This window comes from Actinomadura monticuli (assembly GCF_041463655.1).
GTDB lineage: Bacteria > Actinomycetota > Actinomycetes > Streptosporangiales > Streptosporangiaceae > Spirillospora > Spirillospora monticuli.
This window is the reverse complement of sequence record NZ_JAXCEI010000001.1, coordinates 194983-216688: the sequence shown is the minus strand read 5'-3', so window position 1 is coordinate 216688 and position 21706 is coordinate 194983. Positions and strand designations below refer to the sequence as shown.

The following is a 21706-nucleotide window of genomic DNA, read 5'->3' as shown; positions in this document are numbered from 1 at the left end:
ATACAGCAGTATGTGCGCATGAGTCCCTCCTCGGGCAGAGCGCCGCTCGCGCCCGGATTCGTCAACGGCGGCGTGTCCTTCTGGTACCGGGCCGGCGGGCGCCCCGGCCCCGGACCGCGCCTGCCGGGCCCCCGCACGGCGGACGTCTGCGTCGTCGGCGCCGGCTACACCGGCCTCTGGACGGCCTACTACCTCAAGCGCGCCCGCCCCGACCTGCGGATCGTCGTGCTGGAGCGGGAGTTCGCGGGGTTCGGCGCGTCCGGCCGCAACGGCGGCTGGGTGCTGGGCGAGATCGCCGGGGACCGGCAGCGGTACGCCGCCCGGCACGGCCGCCCCGCCGCGATCGCGCTGCAGCGCGCCATGTTCGGGGCGGTGGACGAGGTCGTCCGCGTCGCCGCCGAGGAGGGCATCGACGCGGACCTCGTGAAGGGCGGCGTGCTGCACGTCGCCCGCAACGCCGCGCAGCGCGCCCGGCTCGCCGCCATGGTCGACGAGGCGCGCCGCTGGGGCTGGGCGGACGACGACCTCGTGCCGCTGCCCGCCACCGAGCGGGACGACCGGCTCCGCGTCGAGGGCGCGACCGGCGCGGCGTGGAGCCCGCACTGCGCCCGCGTCCAGCCGGCCGCCCTCGCGCGCGGCCTCGCCGCGGTCGTCCGGGGGCTCGGCGTGCGGATCTACGAGGGGACGCCGGTAGTCCGGATCAACCCGCGGCGCGGCGGCGCGGCGTCCGCCGTCACCCCGTACGGCACGGTCACCGCCGGGTACGTGCTGCGTGCCACCGAGGGCTTCACCGCCGGCATGCCCGGCCACCGCCGCGACTGGCTCCCGATGAACAGCTCGATGATCGTCACGACGCCGCTGCCGGCGGTGACGTGGAAGTCGATCGGCTGGGAGCGCCGCGAGCTGCTCGGCGACATGGCGCACTACTACATGTACGCGCAGCGCACCGCCGACGACCGGATCGCGTTCGGCGGCCGGGGCCGCCCGTACCGCTACGGCTCCCGCGTCGACGACGGCGGCCGCACCGACCCCGGCACCGTCGGTGCCCTCTGGACGATGCTGACCGCGATGTTCCCCGCCGTCGCCGACGAGGCACAGGTCGACCACGCCTGGTCGGGCGTCCTCGGCGTGCCCCGCGACTGGTGTTCGACCGTGGTCCTCGACCGTGCGGCGGGGCTCGGCCACGCGGGCGGGTACACCGGGCACGGCGTCGCGGCGGCCAACCTCGCCGGCCGGACGCTCCGCGACCTCGTTCTGGGCGAGGACACCGCGCTGACCGCGCTGCCGTGGGTGGACCGCGGCGTACGCCGCTGGGAGCCGGAGCCGCTGCGCTGGCTCGGCGTCCACGCCATGTACGCGCTCTACCGGGCCGCCGACGCGCGCGAGTCGGCCACGGGGGCTGCGGGCACGTCGGCCCTGGCGCGGCTCGCCGACCGGATCACCGGCCACTGACGAGCCGCTGGACGTCACCGTAGGAGGGCGCGGGCCGGTCACCGTCCTCGCCGGTGACGCCGAGGGCCGCCGCGACGGCGGCCTGCAGCGCCTTGCGGAACGGCAGCGAGCCGGTGCTGATCCGGTGCACGCCGAGCCGCTCCAGCCGCGGATACCCGGTCTTGCCCGGCAGGTAGAGGACGTTGACCGGCGACACGCGGGCCGAGACCCTCGCGCTGGCCCGCCTGCGCGAGCGCGGCGCCGCTGGCGAAGTCCCACGCGTTGGGCAGGACCAGCGGGCGGTCACCGTGGTGAAGATCGTGGAAGCTCACCGGACGCCCTCCCCTCCGTGCACGACCGCCTCGACCGCACCCGCGGCGAGCCCCGGCGCCTGGCCGGCGCCGGGGCACGGCCGCCGTCGGCGTACCGGTCGATGACCGTCTCTGTCTTCTGCATGCCTCGAACATAGGGACGGTACGTTTCACTCCCGGTCGAAGTGTCCGCCGTGCCAGGTGGGGAGGGGGGCGCGGCCCACGGCGACGTCGAACGCGGCGCGGGCCAGCAGCCGCGTCGAGTCGAGCGTGGGCAGGGGCGACACGTCGGGCGTGACCAGGAGCGGGATCTCGGTGCACACGAGCGCGACGGCGTCGCAGCCGCGCTCGGCGAGCCGCTCGATGATCCGGACGTACTCGCGGCGCGACTCCTCGGTGAAGACGCCGTTGACCAGCTCGTCGAAGATGATCCGGTCGACGGTCTCGCGGTCGGCGGGCCCGGGCACCTCGGCGGCGATCCCGCGCGCGGCCAGCTCGCGCGGGTAGACGGGGCCGTCCATGGTGTAGCGGGTGCCGAGCACGCCGACGCGGGTCCGGCCGTCGCGGGCGGCCCGGCCGGCGACCACGTCGGCGATGTGCAGGCCCGGCAGCGGCAGGTCGTCGCCGGGACGTTCCAGGGCCAGGTGGGCGGTGTTGTCGGGGCAGACGAAGAAGCCGGCGCCCGCCGCCGCGAGCCGCCGCGCGCTCTCGGCCAGCGTCACCCTGATCGAGTCGTGGTCGCCGGCGTCCCAGGCGGGCATGCTGCGCGCCAGCGCGATCAGGTCGAGCGTCACGTCCGGATGGTCGTCGGGGCCCAGCTCGCGGAAGCCTTCCTGGCAGAAGGTCCGGAAGCAGAGCGCGGCGCCTTCCGCGCTGTGGGCCAGGATGCCGAGATGCCTCATGGCACCCGAAACTAGCCCAGGAGCAGGGACGTCAGCGCACCCAGGTCCTCCAGGCCGGCGAGGCCGTAGGCGTGGGCCGTGATCTCCTCGGCCCGGGACTCCGGGACGCGGCGGGCGGCGTTCAGCCGGAACTTCGTCGCCAGCTCGCGGGCCGAGAGCGGGTTGCCGGGCCCGCCCCGGTTGGCGTCCACCCGCTCCTCCAGCAGCGCGCCGCCGCGGGTGCGGACGCGCAGGACGGCCGGGAACTGGTGCGGGAAGATCTCGTCGCAGCGGGCGTCGGGGACGCAGCGGACCTTCGCCGCCAGCGCCAGCCGGTCGGGGTCGGCGGCGGCCGCGTCGGTGAAGTCCTCGTGGAAGACGCCGAGGCCGCCGCCGCCGAGCAGGGCCGCGGCGACCGTGTAGGGGCCGGAGAACGCGGCGTGGTACCCCGACTTCGGCCGGATCTTGTCCTCGTGCGGCTCGCCGATGGTCCGCAGCACGGGCGTCGGCGCGCCCAGTTCGATCGACTCGGCGTCCGCGGGGTCCAGGCCGCGGGCGCGCAGCCGCAGCGCCGCGTCGATCCCGGCGTGCGTGAAGTGGTTGCACGGGTACGGCTTGAAGAAGATGCCGGGCAGTTCCCAGTGCTCGCCGAGGCCGGAGGTGAGGGCGTCCAGGTCGACCTGGTCGCCGCAGAACGCCTGGAGGAACCCGAAGCGCCCTTCGAGGACGGTCGGCGGGCCGGTGATCCCGGTCCGGGCGAGCCCGGCGGCGGTGACGGCGGCGTGCGCGGCCCAGCCGCAGTGGATCCGCTTGACCGTCCCGCCCGTGCGGTTGGCCTCCAGGATGCCCGAGCCCATGCTGGCGGCGATGCCCATGGCGTCCGCGATGCCGGCGGCGTCCAGGCCGGACAGCATGGCGGCGGACGCGGCGGCGCCGACCGTCCCGCAGATCGCCGTGGCGTGCTGCCCGCGCTCGAAGAACACCGAGTTCCCGAGCTCGCGGTCGTAGCCGGCCATGCCGAGCCGCACGGTGATCTCGATCCCGACCCCGACGGCGTCCAGCAGCCGGGCCCCGGTCGCGCCACGGGCCTCCGCCACGGCCAGCGCGGCGGGCACCACCGACGCCGACGGGTGCAGGACGGACGGCAGGTGCGTGTCGTCGAAGTCGAGCGAGTGGGCGAGCGTCCCGTTCAGCAGCGCGGCGCTCGGCTCCGGCAGGCGCGTCCCGGTGCCGATCGCGGTGGCGCGGCCCTCGCCGCCCCATTCGGCGGTGAGCGCCCCGACGGCGCGGGCGGGCGGCTCCGCGGTCGCGGCCAGGCTGTTGCCCAGGACGTCCAGGACGCGGCGGGCGGCGTCCTCGCGCAGCTCCGCCGGCAGCCCGTGCGAGGCGGCGGACGCGGCGAGGGCGGCGAACCGCTGGACGGGCGTCATGCCGTCACCGCCGCGAGCGGGCGGACGGGGGAGCCGGTGCCGCCCTTGATCCGCAGCGGGGCCAGCACGAACACGAACTCGTGCGGTCCGGCCTCGGCCAGGGCCTCCAGGTCCAGGTGCTCCAGGATGAAGATGCCCGACTCGACCAGCAGGATCCGGTGCACGGGCAGGACGGCGTGCCCGGCCCCCTCCGGGATCTGCTCGTAGGCGGTCGTGTCGGCGCCCGTCGCGACGATCCCGCGTGCGGCCAGCCAGTGCGCGGCGGACGGGGTCGCGCCGGGGACGCCCGTCTCCTTGCCGAGGTAGGCGGTCGCGTCGCCGAAGTTGCGGGACCAGCCGGTGCGGATCAGCGCCACGTCGCCCTCGCCCGGTTCCGCGCCCGCGCGCTCGGCGGCGAGCTGGAGGTCCTCGGCGGTCACGCCGTAGCCGGGCGGCAGCGTCGCAACCCCGTGGACGGCCGCCACGTCCAGCAGCACACCGCGGCGCAGCAGGCCCGGGAGGTTCTCGGCGCCGTGCCGGCTGAAGGCGCCCCCGCGCTGCGCCTCGGCGGCGGAGATCCCGCCGTGCAGCTCGCCGTTGTGGCTGACGTGGGAGAGCGCGTCGATGTGCGTGCCGACGTGCCCGCCGGTCACGATGATCTCGTTGGCGGCGGACCCGCCGTCCGGGCGCTCCATGTCGCCGTGCCGCCGGATCAGCGTCATCCGGAAGCCGGGGTGGTTGGGGGAGCAGGGCATGCCGGTGAAGAACGGCTGGCCCAGCTCGATCAGCCGGACCCCGCCGGCGACGGCCGCGAGCAGCGGATCCCGAGAGTTCATCAGTGGCCTTCCTGGACGGGCCGGGCGGCGGACTCGGCGGACGCGGCGGCGTCGAGCAGCCAGGCGGCGCGCTCGACGACGGCCTTGTCCACGAAGTGCCCGGCGGAGTCGATCCATGCCGCCTCGCCCTGCTCGGCGAGCCGGTCCATGAGGTCGCGCGCCCACGCGACGTCGTCCGGATCGGGGACGCACGCCTCGTGGACGACCGGAATCTGCGCGGGATGGATCACCGACCGGCCGAAGAACCCGGCCCGCCGTCCCGCGAGGGTGTCGGCGCGCAGCCCGTCCAGGTCGCGGACGGCGGTCCACACGCTCTGCGGCGGGGACGGGAGCCCGGCGGCGCGGGCGGCCACCACGACCCGGGACCGGGGCCACGCCAGCGCGTCGCCGCCCGCCCGCAGGTCGGCGGCGAGGTCGGCCTCGCCGAGCGAGATCCCGGCGACCAGCGGGTGCGCCGTCGCGAGCAGCAGGGCGTTCTCCACCCCGAGGGCCGACTCCAGGACGGGGAACACCGGAACGCCGAGCGCGTCGGCGACACGGCGCAGCTCGTCCGGGTCCTCGCATTTGGGGACCCGGACCCCGGCGAGCGCGTCCGGCGCGTTCGCCAGCAGCGCGATGTCGTCGGCGCCGTCGGGGGTGGCCGGGGCGTTGATCCGCACGTGGGCGGGCCGACCGGCGGCCAGCGCGTCCAGGACGTTGCGGCGCGCGTCCTGCTTGGCGGACGGCGCGACGGCGTCCTCCAGGTCGAGGATCACCGCGTCGGCGCCGGAGTCCAGCGCCTTGCCGAACCGGTCGGGCCGGTCACCCGGCACGTACAGCCAGGAGCGGGGCGTCACCTGATCACGCCCTTGCCGCGCAGCTCGGCCAGCCCGGCCTCGTCGACCCCGTAGCGGGCGAGGATCTCGGCGGTGTGCGCGCCGAGCGGCGGCCCCGCCGACTCGATCCGCCCCGGCGTCCGCGACAGCCGGAACAGGACGTTCTGCATCTTCACCGGCCCCAGTTCGTCGTCGGGGACGGTCGCGATGGTGCCGAGGGCCTCGAACTGCGGGTCGGCCATGACGTCGGCGGCGGTGTAGACGGGCGCGACCGCGGCCTGCGCCTCCTCGAACGCCTTGACGACCTCGCCGCGGTCGCGCGCGGCGATCCACGACCCGACGGCCTCGTCCAGCACGTCGGCGTGCTTCGCGCGCTCGGCGCCGGTCGCGAACCAGGGCTCGTCGATCAGCTCGGGCCGGCCGACCAGCCGCATCACCCGCTCGGCGATCGACTGGGCGCTGGTGGAGATCGCGACCCAGCCGCCGTCGCGGGTGCGGTAGGTGTTGCGCGGCGCGTTGTTGTGCGACCGGTTCCCGGTGCGGGCCTGGAGTTCGCCGAGCTGGTCGTAGGCGATGATCTGCGGGCCGAGCAGGGTCAGGATCGGCTCGACGATGGCGAGGTCGACCACCTGCCCCTCGCCGGTCGCCGCCCGCGCCCGCAGCGCGGTCATGACCGCGAACGCGGTGGTCAGCGCGGCGATCCCGTCGGCGAGGCCGAACGGCGGCAGGGTCGGCGGGCCGTCCGGCTCCCCGGTGATCGCGGCGAACCCGCTCATCGCCTCGGCGAGCGTCCCGAACCCGGGGCGCCGGGCGTACGGGCCGGTCTGCCCGAACCCGGTGACCCGGGCGAGGACGAGCCCGGGGTTGATCTCCTTCAGCACGTCGTAGCCGAGCCCCCAGCGCTCCAGCGTCCCGGGCCGGAAGTTCTCGATCACCACGTCGGCGTCGGCGGCCAGGCGGCGGAACAGCTCCTGCCCCTCGGGCGAGCCGAGGTAGAGCGTGATCGCCTTCTTGTTGCGGCCGAGCATCTTCCACCAGAGCCCGACGCCGTCGCGCTGGGCGCCGTGGCTGCGCACCGGGTCGCCCCTCGGGTGCTCGATCTTGATGACCTCGGCCCCGTAGTCGCCGAGCAGCGTCGCGGCGAGCGGGCCGGCGAACAGCGTGGCCGCGTCGAGGACCCGGATGCCGGACAGCGCGTCGGTCATGGGACGGTACCGCCTTCACGGACGATCGTTCCGCTAAAAGAAACGATAGTGGACAGCTCGGCCGGTTCGCGCGGGCGCCCCGGGACTCTCAAGGTGGCACTGCTCGTCGAGCTGGGTCAAGTTTTCCCAGATGTTGACCGATCGGCATGACGAGTGCCACCATGGCGCATCAGTGACCCGATGTTCCTCTTAGCGGAACGATCACCGGACGGACGGGGCGGGAGGGGCGAATGCCCGCCCGGGGGCCGGCGCCGTCGCCCGAGTGAGGACCACCCGCGAGAACTGAGGAGATGTCCCATGGCGACTACCGAGCTGCTGCTGAAGAACGTGCGGGTGGTCCGTCCCGACGCCCCCGAGGGCACCGGGCCGGAACCCCTGGACGTCGCCGTCAACGACGGCACGATCGTCCGCGTCGCGCCCGGCCTGCCCGACGACGACGCCGCCACCGTGGTCGACGGGGGCGGGCGGCTCGCCTTCCCCGGCGTGGTCGACGCCCACCAGCACTGGGGCATCTACAACGAGCTGGCGACCGACACCCGGACCGAGAGCCGCGCCAGTGCGCAGGGCGGCGTCACGACATCCCTGACCTACATGCGGACCGGCCAGTACTACCTGAACAAGGGCGGGCCCTACCGCGAGTTCTTCCCCGAGGTGCTGAGCGCCGCGCGGGGCAACGCCTACGTCGACTACGGGTTCCACCTGGCGCCGATGATGGCCGAGCACATCAACGAGATCCCGTACCTCGTCGAGGAGCACGGCGTCACGTCCTTCAAGATCTTCATGTTCTACGGGAGCCACGGGCTGCACGGCCGCTCGTCCGGCCAGAGCGAGTTCCTCATGACGCCCCCGGACGAGCGCTACGACGTCGCCCACTTCGAGTTCGTCATGCGCGGCGTCCAGGGGGCCCGCGAGCGGCTCGCCGAGTACGCCCCGCACATCTCGCTGTCGCTGCACTGCGAGACCGCCGAGATCATGACCGCCTACACCAGGATCGTCGAGCAGGACCGGTCGCTGTCGGGCCTGCGCGCCTACAGCGCGTCCCGCCCGCCGCACTCGGAGGGCCTCGCCGTCACGATCGCGTCCTACCTGGCGCACGAGACGGGCCTGCCGAACATCAACCTGCTGCACCTGTCGTCGGAGAAGGCGCTGTCGGCCGCGCTGACCATGGCGGGCGCGTTCCCGCACATCGACTTCCGCCGCGAGGTCACCATCGGGCACCTCCTCGCGGACGTCGACACCGCGCACGGCCTCGGCGGCAAGGTCAACCCGCCGCTGCGCGACCGCTCCGACGTCGAGGCGCTGTGGCGGCATGTCCTCGCCGGGGAGGTCGACTGGGTCGTCAGCGACCACGCCTGCTGCCGGGACGAGATGAAGTTCGGCGCCGACCGTGAGGACGTCTTCCTCGCCAAGTCGGGGTTCGGCGGCGCCGAGTACCTGCTGCCGGGACTCGTCGGCGAGGGCCTCAAGCGCGGCCTGCCGCTCCAGCGCGTCGCCCGGCTGACGTCCTGGAACCCGGCCCGCCGCTACGGCCTGCTCAAGAAGGGCGCCATCGCCGAGGGGTACGACGCCGACATCGCCCTGGTCGACCCCGACGCGTCCTGGACGGTCCGCGCCGCCGACTCCGAGTCGGCGCAGGAGTACACGCCCTTCGAGGGGTTCGCGATGACGGCCCGCGTCACCGACACGTTCGTCCGCGGCAACCACGTGTACCGGGACGGCGCGATCACCGGCGACCCCGTCGGCCGCTACCTGCGCCGCGGCCGGTGAGCCCGTTGCCTAGGATCGTCCGGTGACCGGCCAGACCGCCGCCCCGCCCGCGGGCGGCACCGAGGCGGCGGGGCGCGTCGCCGACGTGCTGCTGCTGTTCGCCGGCGGGCCCGAGCACCTCGGCGTCACCGCCATCAGCCGCGAGCTCGGCATCTCCAAGGCCGTCGTGTACCGCATCCTGCAGTCGCTGGTGTCCCGCGAGATGCTGGAGGCGGGCACGGCCGGCTACCGGCTCGGCCCCGCCGCCGTCGCCCTCGGCGTCAGCGCGCTGCGGCGCTTCAACGTCCGCACCGCCGCCGCGCCCGTGCTGCGGCGGCTGCGGGACGAGACCGGCGAGACGACGACGCTGTCCGGCCTCGCCGGGGACGAGCGGGTCTACCTCGACCAGTTCGAGAGCCCCCGCGAGGTCAAGATGACGGTCGAGGTCGGCCGGCGGTTCCCGCTGCACGCGGGCTCCTCGGGCCGGGTGATCCTCGCGTTCCTGCCGGCGGCGCGCCGCGAGTCGGTGCTGGCCCGCCCCCGGGCCGCGCTGACCGACCGGACCGTCACCGACGAGGCCGCGCTCCGCGCCCGGCTCGCCGAGACCGCCGAGGAGGGCGTCGCCCTCTCCCTGGGCGAGCGGCAGGCCGACGCGGGCTCGGTCGCCGCGCCGCTCTTCGGCCCGGACGGCGAGGTCCACGGGTCGATCAGCGTGTGCGGGCCCCGGCACCGCTTCACCCCGGAGGCCGTCGACCGCTACCGGACCCTCGTCCGCGACGCGGCCGAGGAGATCACCCGCACCTGGACGACGCACCGCTAGTGCGCCCGCCGGGTCACCACGCCGTTGATCTGCGGCGTGTTGTTGCTTCCGGCGCGCTCATACCAACAACACGCCGCAGGTCAACGCACCCGGTGCACCTAGAAGGTGCGGTAGTGCGTCGTCAGACGGCCGTCGTCGTGCAGGACGTGGAGCGCCGCGCCCGGGGGAGCGCCGTGGTCGGCGACGTCGCCGCCCTGCCAGGGGAAGACGAGCGTCGAGACGACCCCGGGCGCGACGAGCAGGGGCCGTCCCGCGAAGGTCGTGGCCGCCGCCGTGTGGTTGTGCCCGCACAGCACGGCCACGACCCGCGGATGCCGCTCGATGACCTCGGCCAGGCGCTCCTCGCCGAACTGCCGGATCCCGTCCACGTACGGGATGCCCTGCGGCACGGGCGGATGGTGGAAGCACACGAACGCCGGCCCGCCGGGGTCGTCGGCGAGCTGCCGGTCGAGCCAGCCGATCGTGTCGTCGTCGAGGAACCCGTGGTCCTTGCCGGGGACGGTCGAGTCGCACATCACGAACGTGGCGCCCGCGATCCTGTGAGCGCGGTTGACCGGGTTGCCGTGCGGCGGCTCGTCCAGCAGGACCTCCCGGAACGGACCCCGCACGTCGTGGTTGCCGGGGCACAGCAGCACCGGATGCGGCGAGGCCAGCAGCTTGCGGGCCTGCTCGTACTCGGCGGGCTCGCCGTGGTCGGCGATGTCCCCGGTGACGAGGACGGCGTCCAGCGGCAGGCCGTTGAGGTGGTCCATGACCCGCGCCGCGCGTTCGGCGCTCCGGTCGCCCAGGTCGAGGTGGGTGTCGCTGAGATGCGCGAAAACAAGCATGCCCGTGAATCTAGGCGGGCACCGGACCAAGATTAAGATCCGGTGGCATGCCGAAGGATTGGGCCACTTCCGTCGACCTGCACCTGGACGTCGACCCGTCCGGCGGGCGCCGGGCGGGTCTGGAGCGCGCCCTCCGCGCCGCCATCGCCACCGGACGCCTCGCCCCGGGCACGGCGCTCCCCTCGACCCGCGCCCTGTCCGCCGAGCTCGGCTTCGCGCGCGGGACGGTCAGCGCCGCCTACGACCAGCTGGCCGCCGAGGGCCACCTCATCGCCGTCCCCGGCTCCGGGACCCGGGTCGCGCCGGCCCTCGCCCCGGCGCCGGCGGCCTGGCCGCGCGTCCCGGACGCCCCCGAGGCGCCCCGGCACGACCTGCGGCCGGGACTCCCGGACCTGAGCACCTTCCCCTCGGCGGCCTGGCTGCGCTCGACCCGCCGCGTCCTCGCGGGGGCGCCGCCGGACGTGCACGCCCTCGGCGACCCGCGCGGCCGTCCCGAACTGCGCGCGGCCCTCTCCGGCTATCTCGGACGGGCCCGGGGCGTTCACGCCGACCCCGAGCGGATCGTGGTCGCCTCCGGGTACGCGCAGTCTCTCGGGCTGCTGGCCGGGGTGCTCGCCGGGCCGTTCGCGATGGAGGAACCGGGCCACTTCTTCCACCGCGCCATCGTCGAGCGCGCGGGGACCGGGATCGTCCCCCTGCCGGTGGACGGCAGGGGCGCCCGCCCCGAGGCGCCCGGCCACGCCGCCGCGGCCGTGCTCACCCCGGCGCACCAGTACCCGTCCGGCGCGACCCTCCACCCGGAACGCCGCCGCGCGTTCGCCGCCTGGGCCCGCGACACCGGCGGCACGATCATCGAGGACGACTACGACGGCGAGTTCCGCTACGACCGGCAGCCCGTCGGCGCCCTCCAGGGGATGGCCCCCGACCACGTCGTGTACGGCGGCACCGCGTCCAAGACCCTCGCCCCGGCGCTGCGCCTCGCCTGGCTCGTCCTGCCCGCCCACCTCGTCGAGCCCGTCGCCGAGGCCAAGCGGCTCGCCGACGCCCACACGCAGTCGCTCGGGCAGCTCGTCCTCGCCGACCTGATCGGCACGCACGCCTACGACCGGCATGTCCGCGCGTCCAGGCTCCGCTACCGGCGCCGCCGCGACCTGCTGGTCGAGACGTTGCGCGCCCGCGCCCCGCACGTCCGCGTGCAGGGCGTCGCGGCCGGGCTGCACGCCCTCGTCCTGCTCCCGCCCGGCGGGCCGGACGAGGACGAGGTCATGCGGCGCGCCGCGTCCGCCGGCCTCGCGCTCATGCCGCTCCGCGACCACTGGCAGGACCCGGCCGGCCGCCCGCAGGGCCTCGTCGTCGGATACAGCACCCCGCGGGGCGCCGCCTACCGGCCCGCCCTGGACGCGCTGTGCGCCGTCCTCACGGCACGGACCTAGGCCTTTCGTCGCAGACGAGAGGGGCCGCGGCCCGATGCGCGGGGGGACGGCGGCTACCTAGCGTGGAGCGCATGGACATCCCGGAGCACTACAGGTACTCGGTCATCCCGCACATCATGATCGACGGTGCCGCCGAAGCGATCAAGTTCTACACCGAGGCGTTCGGCGCCTCCGAACTGTTCCGGCTCGACGGGGACGACGGGCGCATCGTCCATGCCGAGATCAGCGTCCAGGGGTCCACGCTCATGCTCGGTGACGCCGAGGGCCCGTTCGGACCTCCGGGCGAAGCGGGGACGTCCGTGCTCCTGCACGTCTACGTCCCGGACGTCGACGCCCTGACCGCCCGCGCCGCGGCGGCCGGGGCCGAACTGCTGTCGGCCCCGGCGGACATGCCCTACGGCGCGCGGCAGTCCATGCTCCGCGACCCGTCCGGCCACGTCTGGATCTTCCTGACCCCGATCGCCGCCTGACGCCGGGACGTCACCGCCCCGGCCAGAACGGGTCCCGGCCGATGAAGCCCAGCAGCCGGGTCTGGACGTCCGCGTCACCGGGCACGTCGACGCGGGGCCCGTACTGGCCGGACGACCGGAGGACCTCCTCCATCGCCTCCATCCCGCCGAGGAGTTCGGCGCAGAAGGCGGGGTCGAGCCGCGCGTCCTGGCCGGTGGCCTTGGCGAGGTCCCACGTGTGCATGAACACGTCGGCGGTGTAGAACCGGTCGATCGCGGTGTCCAGGGGGAGGCTGCCGATGTGCGGGTTGGTGAGTTTCCGGTCCGCCGTCCCCGGGTCGTCCAGGACGGCCTGGACGCCGTCGCAGTGGACCTGCCAGGCGGCGACCGGGTCCTCGTCCACCGACGGCCCGCGCGGCAGGTCGATGCCGGCGCCGGCGGACAGGAAGCCGGGGAACCACTCGGTCAGGTGCCGCACGACGTCGCGGGCGGCCCAGCCGTCGACCGGGGACGGCGCGTCCCAGGACGAGGCGCCGCGGACCCGGTCGGTGAACAGCCCGGCGACCTCCCGGTGCCGTTCGGCCGGACGCTCAGACAGCGCCATCGGCGATCATCCTCTCCAGCTTGGCGTAGCCCTCGTTGACGCCGGTCTCCATGCCGCTGCGCAGCCAGGCGTCGCGGCCCTCGAAGCTGTCGACGAGCGACTGCGCCCGCAGCCGGGTGCGCCCGTCGCCGAGGTCGTCGAACCACAGCGTCTCCAGCGCGACCCCCTCGGGCTCGCCCTCGAACGTGAAGGTCTGCACGATGCGGCCCGGCGCCACCTCGTGGAAGGAGCCGTGGAACCCGAACTCGGCGTCGCCCTGCGCCGCCACGTATCGCCAGCTGCCGCCGGAACGGGCGTCCCAGTGCTCGATCCGGGTGGTCAGGCCGTCGGGCCCCACCCACTTCGCGAACAGCTCGGGGTCGGTGTGCGCGCGCATCAGCTGCTCGGGCGTCGCCGCGAAGTCACGCGCCATCCGGATGACCGGCAGCTTCGGGTCGGCCTCGATGACCGTCTCTGTGATCTTGTGCATGCTCGTCCTCCTCCATGTCGGCCAGGACGGCGTCGAGCCGGCGGTAGCGCCGCTCGACGCGGGCCCGGTGGCGTTCTATCCAGGTGTCCATCAGGTCGAGGGCCTCCACCTCCAGGCGCACCGGACGCGGCTGCGGCCCCGGCGGGCGGCTGACGAGCCCGGCGTCCTCCAGCACCCGCAGGTGCTTGTAGACGGCCTGCAGGCTCATCGCGTACGGCTCCGCCAGCCGGCTCACGGTCGCGTCGCCCTCCGAGAGCCGCGCCACCATGTCGCGCCGGGTCGGATCCGCGAGCGCCGCGAAGACCTGGGACAGCGCGTCCGCGGTCATCGGCCCTCCTGTTTCAACTTCTTGGTTGAAACCATCGTAGGCCGGACGCCACCCCGTTGTAAACCATGCGGTTGAAAGTGCAGCGTCAAGCCCTGGTGAGGGTTCCCCGGACAGGTCGCCCGACCCGGGGGCGCTCACTCTCCGCGCGACGGGGCGGCGTCGAAGTTCCAGGTGCGCGGAAGCTCCGCGTCGCAGACGGCGCAGGTGAAATCGTCGTCCTTGACCAGGTTGCGCTCGTGGCAGCGGGGGCAGCGCCGGAAGACGACGGGCCCGGTGAACCCGCCGGGATGCCGCAGCGCGGCCCGGTCCATCGGGGCCAGCCAGGAGGCCAGATCCTCCGGCGATCCGATCGGAGTCCCTTCGGCGTCCGGCCGCACCGCGGCGAGGATCTCCGGGGGGCCCACGTAGCGGTACCGGCGCGAACCGTGACTCATCGGGTGACCGTACCCCCGCGCGCCCCGCTCGGGCCTCCGTCGCGCGGGGCGGGCCCTATGCTTTCCCGGGTGACCAGCGATTACGATCTTGACGGGTTCGAGGGGCTGGACGCCTCGGTTCTGCCTGCGCGCCAGCAGCGGATCCTGGTCGCCATCCGGGACTGGGCCGTCCGGTACGGGTACGCGCCGAGCGCGCGCCAGATCGGCGACGCCGTCGGCCTGCGCTCCGCGTCGTCGGTGTCCCGGCACCTGGCGAGCCTGGAGGACAAGGGGTTCCTGCGCCGCGGCGCCTCGGTGACCCGGCCGATCGACGTGCGGGCGTTCCTCCACGACCGCCCCGCGTCGGAGGCCGCCGACGATTCGGTGGTCGTGCCCGTCGTCGGCGACATCGCCGCCGGCGCGCCCATCTCGGCCGAGGAGCATGTCGAAGACATCCTGTCGCTGCCCGCCGGGCTGACGGGGCGCGGCACGGTCTTCGCCCTCCGCGTCCGCGGCGACTCGATGATCGAGGCCGCGATCTGCGACGGCGACCTCGTGGTGGTCCGGCAGCAGCCCGAGGCGCATTCCGGCCAGATCGTCGCCGCGATGATCGACGGCGAGGCCACCGTCAAGGTCTTCCGCCGCCGCGACGGCCACGTCCTCCTCGAACCCCGCAACCCGGCCTACGACGTCATCGACGGCGATGACGCGGTCGTCCTGGGCGTCGTCGTCTCCGTCCTGCGCAGCGTCTGAGACCGGCCGTCATGGCGGTCGCCATTGGGGTACCCCGCATCGGTGGACGAGGTGACGGCCCGAGTCAAGTACTGGCTCGCGGACCCGCAGAGCGCGGTGCCGGCCGCAGGCGTACGGCGCGGTTCGTCAAGACGCTCTAGGACGACCGGCGGGACTCGGGAACTCGGCCCACACGGTGGTGCGGGGGCCGTCGGGGCGGTGACCCCAGCGGGACGCGAGCGCGGCGACGATCTGCAGGCCGCGCCCGCTCTCGCCGTCCGCCGCGTCCCGCAGCAGAGGCCGTGCTCCACGCGCGCCCTCGTCGGTCACCTCGGCGCGGAGCACGCCCTCTCCCGCCCACAGCGCGATGTGGAACTTCCCGCCCCGTCCCGACGCGGTGTGCGCGATGCAATTGGCGGCGAACTCGTCCACGACGAGCGCCATGTCGTCCAGCAATTCGTCGCCGGTCTCCACGTGCTCGGGGACGAGCGTGTCCCGCAGAAACCGCCGGGCATGCCGGACAGAACGATCCACACCGGGCAATGTCAGGACGGCGAGAAGCCGCAGTTCCCCGGTCTCATGGGTGATCATCCTTGATTCTGCCCCTTGCCACTGGCGGTCACCCAGGGCTGGACGGAACATTCTCCATCCTGGACATCGGGCTGGACGACCCGGTGAAGGTTGTCGCCGTCCACGGCCTCGTGCGCAGCTGGTTCATCGATAACCTCGCGGACGTCTCGTACTACGAGCGGGTCCATGAGGTGCTGGCCTCCCTCGCCCTGACGAAAGAGGATTCACGGGCACTTGTCGAGCGGATAGCGTGCGATCTATGAGCATCCACCAAATTGAGGGTTTGCCGTGGCGCAAGAGCAGCTACAGCACTACGGACGGCACCAACTGTGTGGAGGTTGCCGCGCAGGGGAAGACGGCGGATGTCCTCGCGCGAGACTCCAAGAATCCGTCCGGGCCGGTGCTGGCGTTCGCGCAGAGTGAGTGGTGTGTTTTCCTGACCGAGGCCAAGCGTGGTGCGTTCGACCTGTGAAGTCACGCATGGCCGAAAGCGTGCGGTCGGCGTAGGGGCACGGCGAGCGCCTCCGCCGCAGGCCGCCGCAGCGTGTCGGTCGCGACGGCGAGACAGGGCGCTTCCATGGTGGGGGATCTCCGGCGTCGGCCACCCCGAGGACGTGCTCGGCTGACGCGCGTGCGGTGTGCAGGGGAAGAGGTGACCCAACCGGTCAGGAATCAAGAAGCGCCGGTCAGCGGGCCGCGCCTAGCGTGATGGGCATGGACATCACCATTCACACCGCCTTTCTCCCGCACGAGGACCCGGAGGCGTCACTCGCCTTCTACCGCGACACCCTCGGCTTCGAGGTCCGCAACGACGTCGGCAAGGGCACGATGCGCTGGATCACCGTCGGCCCCGCCGGGCAGCCGGGCACGTCCATCGTCCTGACCCCGCCGTTCGCCGACCCCGGCGTCACCGACGAGGAGCGGCGCGTGATCACCGAGATGATGGCCAAGGGCACCTACGGCATCATCGTCCTGGCCACACCGGACCTCGACGGCGTCTTCGAGCGCGTGCAGGCACGCGACGCCGAGGTCGTCCAGGAGCCGACCGAGCAGCCGTACGGCGTCCGCGACTGCGCCTTCCGCGACCCCGCGGGCAACATGGTCCGCATCAACGAGGTGCGGGGGTAGTCCGATGGCCGAGAAACAGGGGGGAGGCCGCAGGCCCGGCACGCCCGGGGCGTTCTCCCGGTGGATGCAGCACCGTATGAACGCCCGCATGAACCGGAAGGTCCGGCGGGGGCGCGGCACGTTCATGGGCATGGACGTGCTGATCCTGAACACGGCGGGCAGCCGGAGCGGGCAGCCGCGGGAGACGCCCGTCGCGTGGTTCCCCGACGAGGGGGATTCGCGGCTGATCGTCGCGTCGGGCGGCGGTACCCGCAACCCGGACTGGTTCGACAACCTGATGGCGAACCCCGACCGGGCGCTGATCGAACTGCCCGGCGAGGAACCAGTACCGGTGACGCCGCACCGCCTCGAAGGCGCCGACCGCGAGCGGGCATGGCAGCGCATCGCCGAAGCCCAGCCCCGCATCGCGAAGTACCAGAGCAAGTCCGACCGCGAGTACCCGGTAGTCCGTCTCACCAGCCGGTGACCGGCCTGCGTTCACCTCGCCCGGGTCACGCCCTACCGCCGCTCCGGCGGCGGCGGCGTGGCCCGGGGCAGCGCCCACTCGGGCGGAGTCAACCCCGGCGCGATCATGCCCCTAGGTTGGGAACGTCCGGGGACATCGGAGTGCCCTGGGCGGCAACAGCGAGGAGGTGGCCGGATGGCGTGCCGGATCACGGAACTGGTGATCGATTGCCGGGACCCGGAGGTGCTCGCCGGGTTCTGGTGCGAGGTCCTGGACTTCGTGGTGCTCGACGAGGACGAGGAGGGCATCGAGATCGGGCCCCGCGAGGGGTTCGGCGGGCTCCAGCCGACGATCGTCCTCGGCCGCAGCACGGATGCCAAGGCGGGCAAGCTGCCGCTGCATTTCGACGTCAACGCCACCGACCGGGACCAGGACGCCGAGCTCGAGCGGCTGCTGGCCCTCGGGGCGCGGCACGCGGACGTCGGGCAGACGGGGGAGGAGAGCTGGGTCGTCCTGCAGGACCCGGAGGGCAACGAGTTCTGCCTCCTGCGCCGCCGCGTCGGCTGATCACCGGTCGGCCGCGCCGACTCCGAGCGGGTCGCCGGGGGTCGCTTCAGGACGCTCCAGGGCCACCTTCGGGAGGCGCCTGGCCAGGGGCGCGGGGAGCCACCAGGCGTGGCGGCCGAGCAGCTGCATGACCGCCGGGACGATCAGGCAGCGGATCACCACGGCGTCCAGGAGGACGGCCACCGCCAGGCCCAGGCCGAACTGCTGGAGCATGCGGTCGGGGCTCAGGACGAACGCCGCGAACACGACGATCATGATGGCGGCGGCGGCCGTGATGACCCTGCCGGTGGCGGCCAGGCCCTCGCGGACGGCGAGCGACGGGTCCCGCGTGCGCTCCCATTCCTCGTGGATGCGGGAGACGAGGAAGACCTCGTAGTCCATGGAGAGGCCGAACACGATCGCGAAGATCATGACGGGGATGAACGCCTCGATGGGGCCGCTCTGCGCGCCGAACCGGCCGTCCTGGAACACCAGGGTGATCGCGCCGAGCGCGGCGGAGATCGACAGCAGGTTGAGCAGGGCGGCCTTGACCGGGATCAGCACCGAGCGGAACACGACCATCAGCAGCAGGGCCGACATGCCCACGACGAGGGCGACGAACAGGGGCATGCGCGCCGAGACGGCGTCGGAGAAGTCCTGGGTGGCGGCGGTCGGGCCGCCGACCAGGTAGTCGACGCCGGTGCGGGCCGAGAGGGACGGCAGCACGTCGTCGCGCAGCTCGTGGACGAGGTCGGTGGTCGCCTCGTCCTGCGGCGCGGTGGCCGGGTAGGCGATGACGGCCGACACCGCGCCGTCCCGGGACGGGAACGGCGGCGTCGCGGCGGCGATCCCCTCGGTCTGGACGAGGGCCGTGCGCAGCGGTCCGGCGTCGCCCTTGGCCACGACGATGAGCGGCCCGTTGAACCCGGGGCCGAAGCCCTCCGCGAGAAGGTCGTACGCCTGCCGGCCGGTGCTGGACGGCGCGTCGTTGCCCGCGTCGGCGAAGCCGAGCCGCATGGTCAGCGCGGGCGCCGACAGGGCGAGCAGCGCGACGGCGGCCGCCAGCAGCGCCGGGACGGGACGGCGCTGGACGGCCGACGCCAGCCGGTGCCAGCGGCCCTCACCCGTGCGGGCCTTCGCCGCCCGCTTGAGCACCTGGCGCCGGATCCGCGCGCCGAAGACGCCCAGCAGCGCCGGCAGCAGGGTCAGGGACGCCGCCATCGTGACCAGCACGGTCAGCGCCACGGCCAGCGCCACCCCCTGCAGGGAGCCGAGACCGAGCGCGATCAGGCCGAGCAGGGCGATGATGACGGTGCAGCCGGCGAAGAAGACGGTGCGCCCGGCGGCGTCGAGGGCCCGCCGGGTGGCGGTGGCCGGGTCGGCGCCGTCCCGCAGCTCCTGCCGGTAGCGGTAGAAGATCAGCAGCGCGTAGTCGACGCCCACGCCGAGGCCGATCAGCATCATGATCGGCGGGGTGAAGTCGGCGACGGTGAAGACGTGCGAGGCCAGCGCGATCAGCCCGACCGCGCCGCCGACCGCGAACAGGGCGGTGCCGAGGGGGAGCGCGGCGGCGACGACGGAGCCGAACAGCAGCACGAGGATCACCAGGGCCGCGAGCATTCCCGCGCCCTCGGCCGCGCCGCCCCCGCCCTCCTCGGCGCCGCGCACCGGGTCGCCGCCGAGCTCGATGCGCAGCCCGTCCCCGGCGGCGGCCCGCGCGGTCTCGATGATCTCGGTGACGTGCTCCCTGGGGACGTCCTGCGCGGTGGCGTCGAGGGTCACGGTGGCGTACCCGATGGTGCCGGACTCCGACACCGACAGCTCGCCGACGTCCGCGACGGAGGGGAGCCCGCGCACCTTCGCGAGCATCGGCGCGATGACCGGCCGGTCGCCGGCGAGTCCCCGCGCGTCCTCCGCCACGATCTGGACGGTGGCGCCCGCCTGCCGGGAGCCGTGCTCGGTCATCAGGTCGGCGGCGGCCTGGGCGTCGGTGCCGGGCAGTGAGAAGTCGTTGTGGTAGGCGCTTCCGGCGGCCTGCGAGCCGGCCGTGATCGCCGCGACGACGGCGACCCACAGCAGGAGGGCGGTCCAGCGATGGCGCTGCGACCAGGCGGCCAGGCGGCCGAACCGGCCGGAGGAGGGAGTGGGCACGTCAACCTCGGTTCTGGAAGCGGGCGCCGACGGCGGCGCCGAGCACGGCGGTCAGGATCGGCACGGCGATGAAGGCGGCGAGCAGCACGGGGGTGCCGTCGACGTCGAGCGTCCGGTCGATGACGAAGGTGAAGAACGCGCCCACCGTCTCGGTCAGCAGGAAGCCCGCGGCTCCGCCGACCAGGAACCCGATGAGGGCGCCGGGAAGATTCATGCCCCCAGCGTCGGCGTGCGGCATGCCGTCCGGCATCGGCCCCTGGATCGCATCCGGGGCACCCCGCAGGTTGCGGGACGGCCCGGCCGGCTACGTCCCGGGTCGCATCCAGCGGGGGTTGACCATGCCCGACTCGTAGGCGAGGACGACCAGCTGGGCGCGGTCCCGCGCGCCCACCTTCGCCATGATGCGGCTGACGTGCGACTTGACGGTGGCGGGGCTCAGTACGAGCCGGGCGGCGATCTCGTCGTTGCTCTGCCCGGCGGCGACCAGGAGCATGACCTCGCGCTCCCGCTCGGTGAGGGCCTTCAGCCGGGGGCCGGGGACGGGCGCCTCGACGCGCCCGGCGAACTCGCCGATGAGCCGCCGGGTGACGGACGGCGTGATCAGCGCGTCGCCGCGCGCCGCGACCCGGACGGCGTGGATCAGCTCGGCCGGCTCGGTGTCCTTCAGCAGGAAGCCGGTGGCGCCGGCGCGCAGCGCGCCGTACACGTACTCGTCCAGGTCGAACGTGGTCAGGATGACGACCCGGACGCCGTCGAGGCGCGGGTCGGCGGTGATGCGGCGGGCGGCCTCCAGGCCGTCCATCCGGGGCATCCGCACGTCCAGCAGCGCCACGTGCGGGCGCAGCTCGCGGCAGGCGGCCACGGCCCGCTCGCCGTCGGCGGCCTCGCCGGTGACCGTGATGTCGTCCTCGTCGTCGAGGATGGAGCGGAACCCGGCCCGGACCAGGCCCTGGTCGTCGGCCAGCAGGACCTCGATCATCGGCTGGACGCTCCGTTCCGGTACGGCAGCCGCGCCCGGACGAGGAAGCCGCCGTCCGGTCCGGGGCCCGCCGTCAGCTCGCCGCCGAGCGCGCGGGCCCGCTCGCGCATGCCGTCCACCCCGCTTCCGGGCGCGCCCGCGCCCTGCGCCTGCCCCGGGCCGTCGTCGGCGACCTCGATCAGCAGCTCTCCCGCACCGTGCTGCACGCTGACGGTGACCTTCGCCGCGGCGGCGTGCCGCGACACGTTCGTGAGCGACTCCTGGACGATCCGGTACGCGGCGAGCCCCACCTCGGTGGGCGCGTCCGCCGCCGCGACGCGTCCGTGCACGGTCAGCCCCGCCGACCGCGCCGACCCGATCAGCTCCCCGATGCCGTCCAGGCCGGGAGGCGGCGCGGTCGGCGCCTCCTCGTCGGCCTGCCGCAGGACCCCGAGCGTCGCGCGGAGGTCGCGCAGCGCCTCCCGGCTCGACTGCTTGACGGCGGCGAGGGCGGCCTCGCCCTGCGCCGGGTCCCGGTGGAAGCGGTGCAGCGCCGTCCCCGCCTGGACGTTGATGAGCGAGAGATGGTGCCCGACGACGTCGTGCAGCTCGCGGGCGATGCGCAGCCGCTCCTCGCCGGCGGCGCGGCGCTCGGCCTCCCGCAGGTAGGCGAGGCGGCCGTGCCGGACCCGGCCGAGCGCGACCACCGCCACGATCCACCCGGTCAGCATGAACAGGGCGACCGCGTTGACGTCGTCGTTGCCGAGCAGCGTCCCGGCGCCGGTGCCGATCACGGTGACGGCGCCGAGGGCGACGGCCGCCTGGAGCCTGCCGTGGGCCGCGACCCTGTACAGCGCCACGATCAGCGCGATCATCAGCGCGCCGTCGTTGACGGTGATGACGTAGTACGTGCCGGTGGCCACGAGCGCGAGGGAGGCGACGGCGGCCGGCATCCGGCGGGAGAGGTACAGCGCGCCGCAGGTGAGGACGATCAGCGCCCAGCCCGCGGCCTTGACGCCCCGCGGCTCGGGGGCGGCGCCGATGAACGAGTTCAGGCTTCCGGCGGCCACGACCAGCAGTACGCCGCCGGCGAGGGCCGCGTCCCGGAACCGGCCGTGCCGCACCCGGAGGACGCGACGACCACCCATGCGACCAGCCTAGACGGGAGGCCCCGTCCGCGCTGTCCGCCGCACGGCCCA

The 21706-nt window shown here is 74.2% G+C and carries 27 protein-coding genes; 11 read left to right on the top strand and 16 right to left on the bottom strand.

Annotation, left to right across the window (positions count from 1 at the left end):
- Positions 1-18: 18 nt before the first annotated feature.
- Entirely contained in the window at positions 19-1452 is a 1434-nt protein-coding gene (locus SM611_RS01045; protein ID WP_371946856.1) for an NAD(P)/FAD-dependent oxidoreductase, read from the top strand.
- On the opposite strand, the gene SM611_RS01040 is transcribed toward SM611_RS01045, so the two are convergent.
- The 6 genes from SM611_RS01040 to SM611_RS01015 all read right to left on the bottom strand — a co-directional run bounded on the left by SM611_RS01040 (position 1439) and on the right by SM611_RS01015 (position 6888).
- Positions 1439-1648, bottom strand: coding sequence for a hypothetical protein (locus tag SM611_RS01040; protein ID WP_371946855.1), 210 nt, complete (start codon positions 1646-1648; stop codon positions 1439-1441). The genes SM611_RS01045 and SM611_RS01040 overlap by 14 nt on opposite strands.
- 264 nt (positions 1649-1912) lie before the next feature.
- A complete protein-coding gene (locus SM611_RS01035) occupies positions 1913-2644 on the bottom strand; it encodes an aspartate/glutamate racemase family protein (RefSeq protein WP_371946854.1) in 732 nt (243 codons plus the stop codon).
- A gap of 11 nt (positions 2645-2655) precedes the next feature.
- Entirely contained in the window at positions 2656-4053 is a 1398-nt protein-coding gene (locus tag SM611_RS01030; protein ID WP_371946853.1) for an MmgE/PrpD family protein, read from the bottom strand.
- Complete coding sequence (locus tag SM611_RS01025) at positions 4050-4868, bottom strand: cyclase family protein (RefSeq protein ID WP_371946852.1); 819 nt, start codon at positions 4866-4868, stop codon at positions 4050-4052. Before SM611_RS01025 ends, SM611_RS01030 begins: the two co-directional genes overlap by 4 nt.
- Positions 4868-5704, bottom strand: a complete 837-nt coding sequence (locus SM611_RS01020; protein ID WP_371946851.1) for an HpcH/HpaI aldolase/citrate lyase family protein — start codon at positions 5702-5704, stop codon at positions 4868-4870. The genes SM611_RS01025 and SM611_RS01020 overlap by 1 nt, the downstream gene beginning before the upstream one ends.
- On the bottom strand, positions 5701-6888 hold the full coding sequence (locus SM611_RS01015) for a CaiB/BaiF CoA transferase family protein (RefSeq protein ID WP_371946850.1): 1188 nt from the start codon (positions 6886-6888) through the stop codon (positions 5701-5703). Before SM611_RS01015 ends, SM611_RS01020 begins: the two co-directional genes overlap by 4 nt.
- 297 nt (positions 6889-7185) lie before the next feature.
- Here SM611_RS01015 and SM611_RS01010 point away from each other — a divergent pair, with 297 nt between their 5' ends.
- Positions 7186-8655: a dihydroorotase gene (locus tag SM611_RS01010; RefSeq protein ID WP_371946849.1), complete on the top strand. Its 1470-nt coding sequence runs from the start codon at positions 7186-7188 to the stop codon at positions 8653-8655.
- A 22-nt stretch (positions 8656-8677) separates the two neighbouring features.
- Positions 8678-9454, top strand: a complete 777-nt coding sequence (locus SM611_RS01005; RefSeq protein WP_371946848.1) for an IclR family transcriptional regulator — start codon at positions 8678-8680, stop codon at positions 9452-9454.
- Positions 9455-9552: 98 nt separating this feature from the next.
- On the opposite strand, the gene SM611_RS01000 is transcribed toward SM611_RS01005, so the two are convergent.
- Entirely contained in the window at positions 9553-10281 is a 729-nt protein-coding gene (locus SM611_RS01000; RefSeq protein ID WP_371946847.1) for a phosphodiesterase, read from the bottom strand.
- A 47-nt stretch (positions 10282-10328) separates the two neighbouring features.
- On the opposite strand from SM611_RS01000, the gene pdxR reads away from it, so the two are divergent.
- Together pdxR and SM611_RS00990 are read left to right on the top strand one after the other, a co-directional pair.
- Entirely contained in the window at positions 10329-11714 is a 1386-nt protein-coding gene (pdxR, locus tag SM611_RS00995) for a MocR-like pyridoxine biosynthesis transcription factor PdxR (RefSeq protein ID WP_371946846.1), read from the top strand.
- Positions 11715-11785: 71 nt separating this feature from the next.
- Positions 11786-12184 carry a VOC family protein gene (locus SM611_RS00990; RefSeq protein ID WP_371946845.1) on the top strand — a complete coding sequence of 133 codons (399 nt, stop codon included), beginning with the start codon at positions 11786-11788 and terminating at the stop codon, positions 12182-12184.
- A gap of 10 nt (positions 12185-12194) precedes the next feature.
- Here the strand turns inward: SM611_RS00990 and SM611_RS00985 are convergent, their stop codons facing one another.
- The 4 genes from SM611_RS00985 to SM611_RS00970 all read right to left on the bottom strand — a co-directional run bounded on the left by SM611_RS00985 (position 12195) and on the right by SM611_RS00970 (position 13998).
- Positions 12195-12767, bottom strand: coding sequence for a TIGR03086 family metal-binding protein (locus SM611_RS00985; protein ID WP_371946844.1), 573 nt, complete (start codon positions 12765-12767; stop codon positions 12195-12197).
- Entirely contained in the window at positions 12754-13236 is a 483-nt protein-coding gene (locus SM611_RS00980) for an SRPBCC family protein (RefSeq protein ID WP_371946843.1), read from the bottom strand. Before SM611_RS00980 ends, SM611_RS00985 begins: the two co-directional genes overlap by 14 nt.
- Positions 13169-13564 (bottom strand): ArsR/SmtB family transcription factor, encoded by a 396-nt coding sequence (locus SM611_RS00975; RefSeq protein WP_371946842.1) that lies wholly within the window; start codon positions 13562-13564, stop codon positions 13169-13171. The genes SM611_RS00980 and SM611_RS00975 overlap by 68 nt, the downstream gene beginning before the upstream one ends.
- A 134-nt stretch (positions 13565-13698) precedes the next feature.
- Positions 13699-13998 (bottom strand): hypothetical protein, encoded by a 300-nt coding sequence (locus tag SM611_RS00970; RefSeq protein WP_371946841.1) that lies wholly within the window; start codon positions 13996-13998, stop codon positions 13699-13701.
- Positions 13999-14055: 57 nt separating this feature from the next.
- On the opposite strand from SM611_RS00970, the gene lexA reads away from it, so the two are divergent.
- Positions 14056-14730 carry a transcriptional repressor LexA gene (gene lexA / locus SM611_RS00965; RefSeq protein WP_371946840.1) on the top strand — a complete coding sequence of 225 codons (675 nt, stop codon included), beginning with the start codon at positions 14056-14058 and terminating at the stop codon, positions 14728-14730.
- Positions 14731-14856: 126 nt separating this feature from the next.
- On the opposite strand, the gene SM611_RS00960 is transcribed toward lexA, so the two are convergent.
- Positions 14857-15243, bottom strand: a complete 387-nt coding sequence (locus tag SM611_RS00960; RefSeq protein ID WP_371946839.1) for an ATP-binding protein — start codon at positions 15241-15243, stop codon at positions 14857-14859.
- A 59-nt stretch (positions 15244-15302) separates the two neighbouring features.
- Between SM611_RS00960 and SM611_RS00955 the strand changes: the two genes are divergently transcribed.
- From SM611_RS00955 to SM611_RS00935, 5 genes are all read left to right on the top strand, one after another.
- The gene (locus SM611_RS00955; protein WP_371946838.1) at positions 15303-15542 is read left to right on the top strand and encodes a Scr1 family TA system antitoxin-like transcriptional regulator; all 240 of its coding nucleotides are present in this window, start codon (positions 15303-15305) and stop codon (positions 15540-15542) included.
- On the top strand, positions 15539-15751 hold the full coding sequence (locus SM611_RS00950; RefSeq protein ID WP_371946837.1) for a DUF397 domain-containing protein: 213 nt from the start codon (positions 15539-15541) through the stop codon (positions 15749-15751). Before SM611_RS00955 ends, SM611_RS00950 begins: the two co-directional genes overlap by 4 nt.
- Positions 15752-15993: 242 nt before the next feature.
- Positions 15994-16407, top strand: coding sequence for a VOC family protein (locus SM611_RS00945; RefSeq protein ID WP_371946836.1), 414 nt, complete (start codon positions 15994-15996; stop codon positions 16405-16407).
- Positions 16408-16411: 4 nt separating this feature from the next.
- Positions 16412-16873: a nitroreductase family deazaflavin-dependent oxidoreductase gene (locus tag SM611_RS00940; RefSeq protein WP_371946835.1), complete on the top strand. Its 462-nt coding sequence runs from the start codon at positions 16412-16414 to the stop codon at positions 16871-16873.
- A 174-nt stretch (positions 16874-17047) separates the two neighbouring features.
- The gene (locus SM611_RS00935; protein WP_371946834.1) at positions 17048-17419 is read left to right on the top strand and encodes a VOC family protein; all 372 of its coding nucleotides are present in this window, start codon (positions 17048-17050) and stop codon (positions 17417-17419) included.
- Here SM611_RS00935 and SM611_RS00930 read toward each other — a convergent pair whose 3' ends face one another.
- From SM611_RS00930 to SM611_RS00915, 4 genes are all read right to left on the bottom strand, one after another.
- On the bottom strand, positions 17420-19549 hold the full coding sequence (locus tag SM611_RS00930; RefSeq protein ID WP_371946833.1) for an MMPL family transporter: 2130 nt from the start codon (positions 19547-19549) through the stop codon (positions 17420-17422).
- A 1-nt stretch (position 19550) separates the two neighbouring features.
- Positions 19551-19763 carry a hypothetical protein gene (locus SM611_RS00925; RefSeq protein WP_371946832.1) on the bottom strand — a complete coding sequence of 71 codons (213 nt, stop codon included), beginning with the start codon at positions 19761-19763 and terminating at the stop codon, positions 19551-19553.
- Between the two features lie 90 nt (positions 19764-19853).
- Entirely contained in the window at positions 19854-20528 is a 675-nt protein-coding gene (locus SM611_RS00920) for a response regulator (protein ID WP_371946831.1), read from the bottom strand.
- Positions 20525-21655: a sensor histidine kinase gene (locus SM611_RS00915; RefSeq protein WP_371946830.1), complete on the bottom strand. Its 1131-nt coding sequence runs from the start codon at positions 21653-21655 to the stop codon at positions 20525-20527. Before SM611_RS00915 ends, SM611_RS00920 begins: the two co-directional genes overlap by 4 nt.
- Between the last annotated feature and the right edge of the window lie 51 nt (positions 21656-21706).

Coding starts and splice junctions, on each gene's coding strand:
- SM611_RS01045 (WP_371946856.1), top strand. CDS start 19: ATGAGTCCCTCCTCGGGCAGAGCGCCGCTCGCGCCCGGATTCGTCAAC.
- SM611_RS01035 (WP_371946854.1), bottom strand. CDS start 2,644: ATGAGGCATCTCGGCATCCTGGCCCACAGCGCGGAAGGCGCCGCGCTC.
- SM611_RS01030 (WP_371946853.1), bottom strand. CDS start 4,053: ATGACGCCCGTCCAGCGGTTCGCCGCCCTCGCCGCGTCCGCCGCCTCG.
- SM611_RS01025 (WP_371946852.1), bottom strand. CDS start 4,868: ATGAACTCTCGGGATCCGCTGCTCGCGGCCGTCGCCGGCGGGGTCCGG.
- SM611_RS01015 (WP_371946850.1), bottom strand. CDS start 6,888: ATGACCGACGCGCTGTCCGGCATCCGGGTCCTCGACGCGGCCACGCTG.
- SM611_RS01010 (WP_371946849.1), top strand. CDS start 7,186: ATGGCGACTACCGAGCTGCTGCTGAAGAACGTGCGGGTGGTCCGTCCC.
- SM611_RS01000 (WP_371946847.1), bottom strand. CDS start 10,281: ATGCTTGTTTTCGCGCATCTCAGCGACACCCACCTCGACCTGGGCGAC.
- pdxR (WP_371946846.1), top strand. CDS start 10,329: ATGCCGAAGGATTGGGCCACTTCCGTCGACCTGCACCTGGACGTCGAC.
- SM611_RS00990 (WP_371946845.1), top strand. CDS start 11,786: ATGGACATCCCGGAGCACTACAGGTACTCGGTCATCCCGCACATCATG.
- SM611_RS00985 (WP_371946844.1), bottom strand. CDS start 12,767: ATGGCGCTGTCTGAGCGTCCGGCCGAACGGCACCGGGAGGTCGCCGGG.
- SM611_RS00980 (WP_371946843.1), bottom strand. CDS start 13,236: ATGCACAAGATCACAGAGACGGTCATCGAGGCCGACCCGAAGCTGCCG.
- SM611_RS00975 (WP_371946842.1), bottom strand. CDS start 13,564: ATGACCGCGGACGCGCTGTCCCAGGTCTTCGCGGCGCTCGCGGATCCG.
- SM611_RS00970 (WP_371946841.1), bottom strand. CDS start 13,998: ATGAGTCACGGTTCGCGCCGGTACCGCTACGTGGGCCCCCCGGAGATC.
- lexA (WP_371946840.1), top strand. CDS start 14,056: ATGCTTTCCCGGGTGACCAGCGATTACGATCTTGACGGGTTCGAGGGG.
- SM611_RS00950 (WP_371946837.1), top strand. CDS start 15,539: ATGAGCATCCACCAAATTGAGGGTTTGCCGTGGCGCAAGAGCAGCTAC.
- SM611_RS00945 (WP_371946836.1), top strand. CDS start 15,994: ATGGACATCACCATTCACACCGCCTTTCTCCCGCACGAGGACCCGGAG.
- SM611_RS00940 (WP_371946835.1), top strand. CDS start 16,412: ATGGCCGAGAAACAGGGGGGAGGCCGCAGGCCCGGCACGCCCGGGGCG.
- SM611_RS00935 (WP_371946834.1), top strand. CDS start 17,048: ATGGCGTGCCGGATCACGGAACTGGTGATCGATTGCCGGGACCCGGAG.
- SM611_RS00925 (WP_371946832.1), bottom strand. CDS start 19,763: ATGAATCTTCCCGGCGCCCTCATCGGGTTCCTGGTCGGCGGAGCCGCG.
- SM611_RS00920 (WP_371946831.1), bottom strand. CDS start 20,528: ATGATCGAGGTCCTGCTGGCCGACGACCAGGGCCTGGTCCGGGCCGGG.
- SM611_RS00915 (WP_371946830.1), bottom strand. CDS start 21,655: ATGGGTGGTCGTCGCGTCCTCCGGGTGCGGCACGGCCGGTTCCGGGAC.